General features: G+C 70.4%; 10 protein-coding genes. 5 read left to right on the forward strand and 5 right to left on the reverse strand.

What is annotated here, in order from left to right:
- Positions 1-33: 33 nt before the first annotated feature.
- A complete protein-coding gene (locus tag E1182_RS12555) occupies positions 34-3,390 on the reverse strand; it encodes a S8 family serine peptidase (protein WP_132264340.1) in 3,357 nt (1,118 codons plus the stop codon).
- A 227-nt stretch (positions 3,391-3,617) separates the two neighbouring features.
- Here E1182_RS12555 and E1182_RS12560 point away from each other — a divergent pair, with 227 nt between their 5' ends.
- Positions 3,618-3,965 carry a hypothetical protein gene (locus tag E1182_RS12560; RefSeq protein WP_132264342.1) on the forward strand — a complete coding sequence of 116 codons (348 nt, stop codon included), beginning with the start codon at positions 3,618-3,620 and terminating at the stop codon, positions 3,963-3,965.
- A gap of 128 nt (positions 3,966-4,093) precedes the next feature.
- Here E1182_RS12560 and E1182_RS31085 read toward each other — a convergent pair whose 3' ends face one another.
- From E1182_RS31085 to E1182_RS12575, 4 genes are all read right to left on the reverse strand, one after another.
- Complete coding sequence (locus tag E1182_RS31085; protein WP_165942596.1) at positions 4,094-4,255, reverse strand: hypothetical protein; 162 nt, start codon at positions 4,253-4,255, stop codon at positions 4,094-4,096.
- Positions 4,256-4,594: 339 nt separating this feature from the next.
- Positions 4,595-5,467, reverse strand: coding sequence for a hypothetical protein (locus E1182_RS12565; RefSeq protein WP_132264344.1), 873 nt, complete (start codon positions 5,465-5,467; stop codon positions 4,595-4,597).
- Positions 5,464-5,973 carry a SigE family RNA polymerase sigma factor gene (locus E1182_RS12570; protein ID WP_132264346.1) on the reverse strand — a complete coding sequence of 170 codons (510 nt, stop codon included), beginning with the start codon at positions 5,971-5,973 and terminating at the stop codon, positions 5,464-5,466. Before E1182_RS12570 ends, E1182_RS12565 begins: the two co-directional genes overlap by 4 nt.
- A gap of 129 nt (positions 5,974-6,102) precedes the next feature.
- Positions 6,103-7,728 carry a glycoside hydrolase family 43 protein gene (locus E1182_RS12575; RefSeq protein WP_132264348.1) on the reverse strand — a complete coding sequence of 542 codons (1,626 nt, stop codon included), beginning with the start codon at positions 7,726-7,728 and terminating at the stop codon, positions 6,103-6,105.
- Positions 7,729-7,975: 247 nt separating this feature from the next.
- On the opposite strand from E1182_RS12575, the gene E1182_RS12580 reads away from it, so the two are divergent.
- Genes E1182_RS12580 through E1182_RS12595 form a run of 4 tightly spaced genes read left to right on the forward strand, consistent with a single transcriptional unit; the run spans position 7,976 to position 12,243 of the window.
- A complete protein-coding gene (locus E1182_RS12580; RefSeq protein ID WP_132264350.1) occupies positions 7,976-9,268 on the forward strand; it encodes an extracellular solute-binding protein in 1,293 nt (430 codons plus the stop codon).
- A 58-nt stretch (positions 9,269-9,326) separates the two neighbouring features.
- Positions 9,327-10,325, forward strand: coding sequence for a carbohydrate ABC transporter permease (locus E1182_RS12585; protein WP_132264352.1), 999 nt, complete (start codon positions 9,327-9,329; stop codon positions 10,323-10,325).
- Positions 10,322-11,161 carry a carbohydrate ABC transporter permease gene (locus E1182_RS12590; protein WP_132264354.1) on the forward strand — a complete coding sequence of 280 codons (840 nt, stop codon included), beginning with the start codon at positions 10,322-10,324 and terminating at the stop codon, positions 11,159-11,161. Before E1182_RS12585 ends, E1182_RS12590 begins: the two co-directional genes overlap by 4 nt.
- Before the next feature lie 59 nt (positions 11,162-11,220).
- Complete coding sequence (locus tag E1182_RS12595) at positions 11,221-12,243, forward strand: LacI family DNA-binding transcriptional regulator (RefSeq protein ID WP_132264357.1); 1,023 nt, start codon at positions 11,221-11,223, stop codon at positions 12,241-12,243.
- Positions 12,244-12,275 lie beyond the last annotated feature (32 nt).

The raw sequence follows: 12,275 nt of genomic DNA on the forward strand, positions 1-12,275 counted from the left end.
GGACGGGGCGGTGGGGCGCTGGACGGACGCCGGTCAGGCGGGCGCGATCCGGTAGGCCCGGATCACGGTCTGCTCGACGACGTTGCCGGCCTGGTCCTCCGCGCGGGCCCGAAGTGACACGAACCCGGTGGTGTTCGGGTGGGTCACGCTGGCCGTGCCGACGCCGTTCGTCGCGTTCACCGTGGCGCTCTGCCAGGTGGCGCCGTCGTTGACCGAGTAGTCGACGGTCAGGCTGCGCAGGGTGCTGGTCGCCGACGCCGGCTGCGCGGACGCGCTGAGCGGGATGACGAAGGTGCCGCCGGCCGGCGCGGTGCTCTGGGCGTCGAGGCTCGGGCTGAACGTCACCGCCCACAACGGCAACCGCAGCTTCGCCGTCGGGGACACCGTGTCCGAGATGAACGTCCAGGCCGCGCTCACCTTGGTGGACAGTGTCACCGGCGCTGCCCGCTCCACCGTCGCTTCCAGCCGGTACGTGGCGTTGCCGGCCGGCACGGTGAACCGTCTCCATTCGTACGCCGGGTTGGCCAGTTCACCGATGGTGACGCCGTTGCGCTTGAGCACCAAGGTCCCGCTTGTCGTCGCCGGATCCGGCAGACCCGCGTGGCCGTCGCCGTCGCCGAACAACGGCACGTTGGCGGTGATGACGTTGCCGGTGCGGGTTACCCAGTTGTCGTTGTAGATCGACGAGGTGAAGGCCGGGCCGTACACCGGCCTGTTCCAGTTTTCCTGTGAGGTGGCGCCGCCGGTGTACGTCTTCACGCCGGAGTTCAGGTAGTTGATGCCCGGCCCGAAGTAGTAGGTCGATTCCAGGAAGGCCGAGTGCCACCGGATGCCGCCGTCGGTGTTGTACACCTCGGTGCGCGAGAACGGGAGGCTGAACGACAACCCGACACCCGCCACGTGTCCGACCTGGGTGCCGTACAACGTGCCGCCGGGGTGCGCGTACGCGGCCTTGGTCCCCACCGTCCCGGGGATGTGCCCGGCGTAGTGGGTCTCCACGATGGCCAGATCGCCGCTGGCCACCGTCCGGTTGAAGCCGGTCGGTAGGCGCTGGTCGGTGAACCAGGCCAGGTGATAGACCCGGGGTGAGTTGAACGAGCCGCCGCCCGGGCCGGGTCGGGCCACCGTGAAGCCGACCTTGGAGAAGGAGCCCCACACGTACTGGCTGCCGAGTTGTCCGATGTAGGTCGTCCCGGATCCGACGCGCTGGGTGTAGTAGGCGCTCTCCCCGCTGCCGTTCATCTGCACGCCGACTTCGGTCATCATGACGCTGGCCTGCGGGTCCGGCACGGAGACGCTGACCGGCTGGGCCAGTCTGGCGTCCATGACCAGGCTGCGTGCCTGGTTCATCTCCACCCGTGGCGCGGCCAGCACCGTGGTCTCCGGTCCGGCCGGGCCGCCGCCGTACACCGCGCTGGTCACCAGGTACGCGCCGGCGGGCACCCGCGGCACGGTGACCGGCCCGGGGCCGCCCACGATCCAGACCCTGCTGCCGTCGGCGCTCTGGACCAGGCCGAAGTACGCCGTGGTGGGGTTGCCCGCGCGGTCGAGGTGCTGCAGCGTCAGGTCGTACGCCTCCACCGCCCGGTCCACCGCGAACGGCGTGCTGACCAGCACGCTCGGGCCGGTGGCGGTGAGGTACCCGGTGTGGTACCCGTCCGGGGCGGTGACCCTGGTGTCCGTGGTGAGCTGTACGGACGCCTGGCCGCCGGCGGGGACTGTCACCGAACTGGCGCTGAGGGTGAACATGCCGGCCGGGGCCGCGCCGCCGCCCGGCCCGGACGTGGTCAGCGCGAGGTTCAGGGTCAGCGGGCTGGTGCCGTGGTTGCGATAGGTCACCGTCCTGGTGAGCACCGGGTCGTCGCCGTGCGGCCACTGCTGCCGGCCGAGGCTCAGGCTGGGCGGGTCGGCGAGCACCGGTTGCTGGACGCTCCGCGCGACGTCGAGCCGCCCGGCTCCCTGCGCGAAGACCCCCTGCGCCGGGTGGCGTGCGGCCGAACCCATCAGGGCCGCCTTGATCTGCGTCGGCGACCAGGTCGGGTGGCGCTGCGCGAGAACGGCCGCGGCACCCGCCACGTGCGGCGTCGCCATCGACGTGCCGCTGTTGTCGATGTACGGCGCGCCCGGGGTGCCGATCGGAGCGGTGGAGCTGCGGGCCGCGGTGATGTTGACGCCGGGTGCGGTGATGTCCGGCTTGATTGCCGCGTCATCCGGGCGCGGGCCCCGGCTGGAGAAGCTCGCCAGGTTGTTCGAGCCGTCCACGGCGCCCACGGTCAGCGCCGCGTCCGCGCTGCCGGGCGAGCCGACTGCCTCGTCCGCGCCGTCGTTGCCGGCGGCGATGACGAAGATCGTGCCGCTGCTGGCGGTCAGCTCGTTCACCGCCTGCTCCAGCGGGTCGATGCCGGGCCGGTCGCGGCCGCCGAGGCTCAGGTTGACGACGTCGGCGCCCTGGGCCACCGCCCATTCCATTCCGGCGATCACGGCCGAGTCGGGGCAGTAGCCGGAGGCGTCGCAAACTTTGCCGTTGAGTAGCTTGGCTCCCGACGCCACGCCCCGGTTCGCGCCCTGCGACGCCGCGCCGGTGCCCGCGATGGTCGAGGCCACGTGGGTGCCGTGGCCGTTGAGGTCGCGGGCGTCGGGGTCGGTGGTGAAGTTCTGTGCGGCGACGACGGCACCGGCCAGGTCGGGGTGGGTGGCGTCGATGCCGGTGTCCAGAACGGCAACCTTCACGCCGGTGCCGTCGTAGCCGGCTGCCCAGGCGGCGGGTGCGCCGACCTGCGGAACGCTGACGTCGAGCGCCGTCTCCCGCAGCCGGTCCAGCCACACCCGGCTCACCGCGGGGCGCAGCGCCCGTCCCTGGGAGACGGCGGTGGTCAACTCAAGCCACAGGTCGGCTGTGCTGTCGTGGTCGGTTTTGGCGGCGAGGCTGTCCACGCTGGACAGCTCGCGGCCGACGGTGGCGCCACCGGCGGCGAGGTAGCCACGGGTTGCCGCCTCACCGGTCGGTGCGTACGTCACGATGAGCGGGAGGCCGCTGCCGTTGGTGCCGTGGCCGGCGGCGAGCAGCGCGGTCACGTTGAACAGTTCGTGGTCCAGCTTGCCGGCGGTCAACGCGGGCAGTGCGTCGGACGGGAGGACGTAGGTGTTTCCGTCCCGGCGGTAGTTGGTGAACCGTACGCCGCTGCGTTGCGGATCGTGCTCGACGACGACCTGGCCGTCTTCGCTGATGGTGAGCCGGTCACCGGTGATGAGTGTGACCTGGTTGTCGGAGGGCGGCCGATCGGGCGAGCCCGTGAGCGCGGCCGAAGTCGCTGATGGCGTCGCGACGACGAGTGAGCCCGTCAGGGTCACCGCCAACAGGGCGCGGGCCACTCTTGTGCTGATGGACATGTTCCTCCCCGTTCGATGGTGGCCGACGCCTGAGGCCGGAGCCGAGACATGGCCACCTGTCGATCTTTGCCATCATCGTGACATCTGGTAATCGAATCAACACCAATGTGTGAGTCGAGTGACAGGTGCTTGCGCTCGGTGTCGGCGGCACTCTAGGCTCCCGCGTCCCTCCAATGTGGATGTGTGGGGCCTTGACCTACCGTGAGTCGCCGGTAACACTTCGATGCATGCAGATGTGTAGGCTGCTCCGCGTCCCGGCCGGCGTCGCCCTCGGCGTTGCGGCGCTCCTCGCCGTCCTGCCCGGGCAGTCCGCGTCCGCGGCGCCCCCCATCGTCGCCGGTTCGGGCCAGTCGGTCGCCTCGGCCACGGGAATCACCCTCCGGGGCATGGTCCAGCAGGTGGGCATGAACTGTCGCGTCCTTCGCACTGACTGGGGCAGCTACGCCCTTCTCGGCGGAGACCCGGCTGTCGTCCGCCCCGGAGCCTGGGTGGAGGTGCGCGGCAACCTGCACATCGGGGCCAACGTGTGTGCGAACGGGCTGCAACTGCAGGTGGCCGACGCCCTGCCGATATAGCCGCACCGGGCTCCAGGGGGCGACACGCGCACGATCCCTTGCCCGTTCACCGCAGCTGCGGCGGGCGGGTGTTCAGATCTTGGTGAGCTTCCGTTCGCGTGGAACGGGAAGTCCCCAAGATCCCCCGATCATGGCGTGGCGAACGCGTACCGCATCACGCGATGTGCCGAAGCCGGTGGCGGCGCCGGCTGCATGACGGTCTTCGTCGCCTGCGCCATCACCGCGCCGAGGGCCAGGCCGGCGTAGGGCAGGAAGATGTACGAGTCGAGTTCGGTGACATCGGCGATCACCAGATCTCCTTTCCGGTCAGCCCGGTCAGCCCGGGCAGTCTGAGGCCGGCGACGTCATCACCGTAGAACCCGGCCAGCAGCCAGATCGGCGCTCAACCGGCAGCGAGCTGGTCGAACTTCGCGGGCCGGATCGACGTGAAAACTGTCGGGGCCGCTCGGGTCGGTGCGGCTCCGGCCGGCGTTGCCGTTCGGAGGAGCGCTGGACACCGGGGTGGGTACCGGTCGATGACCGGTACCCACCCCGGTGTCACCCCGGGCGCGGTCGGGCACCCGATGATCCCCGGACCGCTCAGCGATCGGGCTCGCCAACGGCGACCGCCGTGCCCGCCGCAGATCGTTTCACTCCAGGTGGAACCGGTCGTCGGTGGCGAGGGCCGCCAACTGCTCCACCGAGAACGGCAGTTTCGGCAGCTCGGTCGCACCGCCGTTGCTCCCGCGGCTCTGCGCGACGAAGACCACCACGCCGTCGGGGTGCCGGTAGGCCGCCCACTGGTCGAACCGGTCGTCTCCGGTGGGTCGGACCACCACACCGACCTTCCGCGCGCCGGCGGTCACCGCCTGGCACTCGCCCTTCATGCCCCAGAACCGCTGCGCCAGCGCGCACGGCTCAGTCGGTAGCTCGTTGCCCGCGGTGTGCACCTCCACGAGCAGGTTCCCCTGCCGTTTCCCCTCGGCCAGCGTGACCGAGGAGAGGTAGCTCCACACGTCGACGCCATTGACTCTGTCCTCGAACTGCGCCTGGTGCTCACGCAGCGGTGCCTGGTCGGCCGGCGGGTTCTCCGGTGCCGTGTAGCCGGGTGGCACGACGGCGAGGATCTGTTCGAGCAGCTTGGCCCCCTGGTCGTACCGGGTGCCGGCCCGCGCGGTCCGGTCCTCCTGCGGCTGGCCGTCCGGGCCGGTCGGCCACGGCTGCGTCGGCGAAGGGTGCGGCCCTGCGGTGGACGTGGTGGAGGGCTGCGGGATGCTCTGCGGCCCGGCGGCCGCCGGGCGGTAGACCTCGCCCGCCGGGCCCTGGCTCGCCAGACCAGGTAGGGCCGCGACAGCGGCGATCGCCAGCACGGTCGCGGCTGATCCGGTGCAGGCCCAGACGGCACGGCGGCGCAACAGCGCCCGTCGGCCGGCGCCCAGCGCGACGGTCGTGCTGGGCGGTGGCGGCGGGTTGCTGGCCGCCAGTTCGCTGCGCAACGTCTCGCGCAACTGTTCTGCGTTCATCGTTCCCCCATTTCGGTCCCGCTGTAGGTGGGTGCGAGGAGGCCGCGTAGCGTGTCCAGCCCGCGGGCCGCCTGGCTCTTCACCGTTCCGGTCGAGCACCCGAGCAACGCCGCGACGTCCTCGATCGGCAGGTCCTCCCAGTACCGGAGCACCAGGACGGCCCGCTGGCGGGGCGGTACGGTGGCCAGCGCCCGGAGCATCACCAGCCTGTTCTCCGGAGAGTCGGTCGGTGTCGCCTGTTCGCTGTGCTCCCAGCCCACCCGTTCCCGCCGCCACCAGCTACGGCGCCGCTCGTCCAGGAAGGTCCGGACCACGATCTGCCGCACGTAGGCGTCGAGCACCTCGTGTCGGGAGATCCGGTTCCAGGCCAGGTAGAGCTTGGTGAACGCGGTCTGCACCAGATCCTCCGCCCGGTGCCAGTCACCGCAGAGCAGGTACGCGGTACCGCGCATCGCCTCCGATCTGGCCGCGAAGTACTCCGCGAATGCCGCGTCACGATCGCCCATTCCGTCCTCCGATCCCTGATTCCGGGATAGTCACGGAGTCGGCGACGCCGGGGGTTGCCCGGCGGGGCGAAGTTTCTCGTGGCGACGGACCGTGGGCAGCGAGAGGCGGGACGGGTTCGGCGGCCGGGGTCAGTGCTCCCGGTAGGTGGCGAGGTCGAAGTCGGCGTGGCCGCCGTCGCCGCCGAGATCCTGCACCCACAGGCCGAGGAACGCCCCGGTGAAGCCCCACGCCGCCGGCTCCCCGTCGATGATCAGCGCGGCGTGCTCGTCGGAGAGGATCGTCGCGTCCAACTCCACCGGAAGCTGCCGCCAACCGGCGCCGAGGTCGTAGCCGAAGCGGACGACGGGCCCGTCGAACTCCGCACGCAGGCCGACCCGGGTGACGCCGTCGGCGTCGACGGTCAGCTCGGGGTACGCGGTGCGCCGCCCGCTGTCGGCGCTGAGCAGCTCCAGTACCGTCCGGCCGTCGTCGGCCCGGGTCAGGTAGAGGTGGTGCCAGTTGAGGGTGTTGTAGTAGGTGGTGACCCCGGCCAGCTGGCGGTGGTCGAGCGGGTCGAACTCGACCACCGTCTCCAGCGAACAGTGCGTCGCCCCGACCCGCCGCGCGACCAGGCTGGGCGCCTGCCGCCCCACCGGCGACTGCCCACCGTGCACCCGCAGGTACGACGGGCGGGAACGCAGGTCGATCCAGTCCGGGGTGGCCGGTCGGCGCAGGGTCGACCAGCACGGGCCCAACTCCGGGCCGTCGAAGTTGTCGGTGGCCGGCTCGGCCGGCCACGGGTGCGCGGGCAGGCCGGGCGCGGTGACCTCGTCCGCCGGGACGCCACCGGGGATCCGGGGCCAGCCGCCCGCCGGCCAGTCGACCCGTTGGATCGCGGTCTCCCGCCCCAGGACGCAGTTGCCCAGCGGAGTGTAGGGACGACCCACCAGGTGGGCCAGGTACCACTCGCCGTGCGGGGTGCGGACCAGGCTGCCGTGGCCGGCCTTCTGCAACCGCAGGTCGGGTCGGCCCGCCGAGGTCAGCAGCGGCCCGGCCGGGTCCACCTCGTACGGCCCGAACAGCTCGCGGGAGCGCGCCACCGTGACCTGGTGCTCCCAGCTCGTGCCCCCCTCGGCGGTGATGAGCCAGTACCAGCCGTCGTGGCGGTACAGGTGCGGGCCCTCGGTGAGCCCGACCGGGGTGCCGGTGAACAGGAGGCGGGGCCGGCCGACGAGCCGGCGGGCGTCCCGGTCGTAGCGCTGGATCTCGATGCCACCGAAGCGGTCCCGCCCGGGTCGCCAGTCGGCGCTCATGCTCAGCAGCCAACTGGAGCCGTCCTCGTCGTGGAACAGCGAGGCGTCGAAGCCGTGACCGTGCAGTTTCACCGGATCGGACCAGGGGCCGGTGATGTCGGGGGCGGTGACGAGGAAGTTCTGCGGGTCCCAGTAGCCGCTGGCGAAGCTGGCGACGTCGCTGTAGACGAGGAAGAACTCGCCGTCGTGCCAGGACAGATCGGGTGCCCACACCCCGTTGGAGTCGCCGCAGCCGCGCAGGTCGAGCAGGCGGCGTTCGGTGATGATCCCGCCCAGCGGTCGCCAGTGCACGAGGTCGCGGGAGTGGTGTACGCGGACCCCCGGGTACCACTCGAAGGTCGAGGTGGCCAGGTAGTAGTCGTCGCCGACCCGCAGGATCGAGGGATCCGGGTGGAACCCGGCGAGGACGGGGTTGCGGATCGACCCGGCAGCGGTCGCCACGTCAGCGGTCTCGGTCGACACGTCGGCTCCTCTGATGCAGCTCTCGAAAACTTCCGAATGGTGTCCGGATACTCAGGAGGTCGGGAACACGCTATCGGTTCGAGTCCTGACACGACAGACCCCTTGACCCGGGACGGAACAGCTCGTAGCGTGCCGCCCATCGATCGGTAATACCGGTGACGCATTGAAAGTTTCGGAGATACACGTTCCAGATCCCGCCGGCTCGGCCGGCATCCGAGCACCTCGTGAGTCCTCGAAGGGATGGATCATGACGACGCACCTCTCCCGCAGAACCCTGCTCGGTCTCGCCGGCGCCGGTGCCGGCGCCTACCTGCTCAGCGCATGCGGTGACGACACCTCTCAGGACCCGAACGCCGCGCAGACCATCAACTGGTGGCACATCCAGAACACCGAGCCGATGCTGCCGGTGTGGGCGGCGATGGCCCAGGAGTACAAGAGCGCGCACAGCAACGTGACCGTCGAGGTCCAGCCGCTGGAGAACGAGGCGTTCAAGGCCAAGCTCACCACCGCCACCCAGGCCGGCTCACCGCCGGACCTCTTCCAGTCCTGGGGCGGGGGCGTGCTCCGGCAGCAGGTCGAGGCCGGCCTGGTCAAGGACATCACCGACCAGGTGCAGCCGTGGGTGGGCAGTCTGCTGCCCGCCGCCATGCAGCCGTACACGATCGACGACCGGATCTACGGCGTGCCGTTCGACCTCGGCATGGTCGGTTTCTGGTACAACAAGGATCTTTTCGCGCGGGCCGGGGTGAGCGCCGTACCCACCACCTGGGCCGGCGTCCTCGACGCCGTCCGCAAGCTGAAGGCCGCCGGCACCGTGCCGGTCGCGCTGGCCGGCAAGGACAAGTGGCCGGCTCACTACTACTGGGCCTACCTGGCTATGCGCATCGGTGGGCTGCCCGCCCTGCAACAGGCCGCCAAGGACAAGAACTTCGACACCCCGGATTTCGTCGCCGCCGGCGAACGGCTCAAGGAACTGATCGACCTGCAACCCTTTCAGCGAGGTTTCCTCGGTGCCGAGTACGGTTCCGCGGACGGCCAGGCCGCCACGATGGGCAACGGTGGGGCGGCGATGGAACTCATGGGACAGTGGGCCCCGGCCGTGCAGGCGTCCAGCTCCACCAGTAAGAAGGGCCTCGGCGACAAGCTCGGCTTTTTCCCGTTCCCCGCCGTCGACGGCGGCAAGGGTTCCGCCTCGGACGCGTTCGGCGGTGGCAACGGCTTCGCCGTCGGCAAGGACGCCCCCGCCGCGACGACCGACTTCCTCAAGTTCCTGCTCACCGTCGACAACCAGCGGCGGTCCGCCAAGACCGGGGCGGTCCTGCCGACCGTCAAGGACGCCTCGGACGCCATCTCCGACCCGAACAACAAGATCGTCGCGGAGAACCTGGCCAACGCCAGCGGCTTCCAGCTCTACCTCGACCAGGCGTACCCGCCCGCCGTCGGCCAGCAGGTCAACGACAGCGTCGCCGAACTGATCGCCGGCACGAAGACGGCCGCGCAGATCGTCAAGGACATCACCCAGGTGGCGAAGAGCCAGTAGCGATGACCACCCCCTCCCAGCGACCCGTAGCCGTCGGCGAACACCCAGTGGAGCAGGCATGACCAGGCCATCGACCGTGCCGGACGCCGGGCGGGGCGACACGGTGGCCGGCCCCCCGGAGTCGGGGTCGGCCACCGCGTCGCGGCGCGCTTCCCGGTCCCGGCCGGGCCGCCGGCGCGCCCTCGCCGTCTTCCTGACGCCGGCGCTGACGCTGTTCCTGCTGCTGGTCGTCGCGCCCATCGCGGTGGCCAGCTACGCCAGCCTGTACAAGTGGAACGGCTTCGGCCTGCCGCAGAACCACGTCGGTCTGGACAACTACACCCGAGCCTTCGCCGACCAGGTGTTCCGTGGCGACCTGTGGCGCGGGTTCGTGTTGATCGTGCTCTCCCTGGCCGTCCAGCTACCCGCTGCGCTGGGCCTGGCGATGCTGCTGAACCAGCCGCTGAAGGGGCGCAGCCTCTACCGGCTGGTCTTCTTCGCCCCGTACGTGCTCTCCGAGGTCACCACGGCGGTGCTCTTCACCCTGGTGTTCTCGCCCAACCGGGGGTTGGGCGACGTGATCTCGCGGTGGCTCGGGGCCGAGGCGGGAGCCGTGTTCGCCGATCCGGACACCGTGCTGTACGCCGTCTTCCTGGTGGTGTCCTGGAAGTACTTCGGCCTCTACCTGATCCTCTTCCTGGCCGCCCGGCAGGGCATCCCCAAGGAGCTGCACGAGGCCGCGGTCACCGACGGAGCCGACGCCTGGAAGGCCTTCCGGCACGTCACCCTGCCCCTGCTCGGACCGACCATCCGGATCGCCGTGTTCCTGTCGGTCATCGGCACCATCCAGCTGTTCGACATGGTCTGGGTGCTCACCGGCGGTGGCCCGATCCACGCCTCGGAAACCATGGCCGTGACGATGTTCCAGTACGGCTTCCGCCGTTTCGAGGTCGGCTACGCCAGTGCGATCAGCATCGTCATGTTCGTCCTGAGCCTCGCCTTCGCCCTCGTCTACCAGCGCTTCGTCCTGCGTCGGGACACCGAGGGCGCCCTCACCGTCCAAGGAGACCAGCGATGACCAGCCCGGCGCACCCGGCCCGGCGGGCCCGCAGCCTCGTGCTGCACCTGATCTGCATCGCCGTCGGCGCGCTCATCGTCGTACCGGTCTGGTTCGGGGTGATCGGCGGGTTCAAGGACAACGGCCAGCTCTCCACCAACCCGCTCGGCCTGCCCGACCCCTGGGTGCCGGGCAACTACACCGACATTGTCACCTCGGGCGTCTTCTGGCGGAACCTGGGCAACAGTCTGCTGATCGCGGTGAGCACCACGGTCATCGTCGTCGGTGCCGGGGCGATGGCGGCGTTCGTCTTCGCGCGCTTCGCGTTCCGGGGCCGGGAACTCCTGGTCACCCTTTTCGCCGTCGGGCTGATGTTTCCCTTCGCGGTGGCGATCCTGCCGCTGTTCGTCCTGCTGCGCGGCATGGGTCTGCTGGACAACCCGCTCGGGGTGATCCTGCCGCAGGCCGCCTTCGGACTGCCGATCACCATCATCATCCTGCGCCAGTTCTTCCGCACCATCCCCGGCGAGGTGGAGGAGGCTGCGACGCTGGACGGCTGCGGTCCCTTCGGGTTCTTCTGGCGGGTCCTGCTGCCGATGGCCCGCCCGGCTCTGGCCACTGTCTCCGTGCTGGCGATCGTCGCCAGTTGGAACAACTTCATGCTTCCCCTGGTCGTCTTCACCGACCAGGGATGGTGGACCCTCCCACTGGGGGTTCAGGCGTTCCAGGGCCAGTACTCCGACGACACCGCCCGGGTGCTCGCCTACGTGGTGCTGTCCATGGTGCCGGCCCTGGGCTTCTACGCCGTCGCCGAACGCCAGCTGATCGGCGGCCTGGCCGGCAGCGTCAAGGGGTGACGACACCACCTACGGTAGCTTCTGCCACCGTAGGCTCCCGCCACGACGAGAGGTGGACCGTGGGCGCAGACGACAACAGGAACGTCACCATCGCGATGATCGCGCGCTTGGCCGGCGTTTCCGTGCCCACGGTCTCCCGGGTCATCAACAACCGATCCGACGTCGCCCCCGGCACTCGGGAACGGGTCGAGGAACTGCTCAACCAGCACGGCTACCGGCGCCGCCTGCCGAGCAGGCGTACCAACTCGGCCCTGATCGACCTGGTCTTCAACGACCTGGACAGCCCGTGGGCCGTGGAGATCATCCGCGGGGTGGAGGACGTGGCGCACGCCAGCGGAGCCGGCACCGTCGTGTCGGCCATCCACCGGCGCACCTCCGCGGCGAAACAGTGGCTCGACAACATGCGGACCCGTTCCACCGAGGGAGTCATCTTCGTGACCTCGATGGTGGAGCCACCGTTGCAGGCCGAGCTGCGCCGGCTGCACGTTCCCGTGGTCATCGTCGACCCCGCCGGGGTGGCCCCGCAGGACGCGCCCACCATCGGCGCCACCAACTGGGCCGGCAGCCTGCGCGCCAGCCAGTACCTGCTCGGCCTCGGTCACCGCCGCATCGGCTTCATCGCCGGCCCACCGCAGCTGATGTGCAGCCGGGCGCGGCTGGACGGCTACCGGGCCGCTCTCGACGCCGCCGGCATCGCCGTCGACGACACCCTCGTCCGTCCCGGCAACTTCTACCACGAGGCCGGTTACACGGCCGGCAACCACCTGCTGGCCCTGCCCGACCCGCCCACCGCCATCGTGGCCTCCAGCGACCAGATGGCACTCGGCGTCTACGAGGCGGTCCGCAAACGTGGCCTGCGGGTGCCCGACGACGTCAGCGTGGTCGGATTCGACGACCTGCCCGAGGTCCGGTGGTGTTCGCCGCCGCTCACCACCATCCGGCAGCCGCTGGCCGAGATGGGCATGCTCGCGGCCCGTACGGTGCTACGACTGGCCAACGGAGAGAAGATCGAGAGTCCACGGGTCGAGCTCGCCACCGAACTGATCGTCCGCGACAGCGCCTCGTCCCCCCGACACGGCTGACGGCCCACTGCCGCCGGCTTCCGGCACGCCGT

It is taken from the genome of Micromonospora sp. KC721, from assembly GCF_004348355.1.
Taxonomy (GTDB): domain Bacteria; phylum Actinomycetota; class Actinomycetes; order Mycobacteriales; family Micromonosporaceae; genus Micromonospora.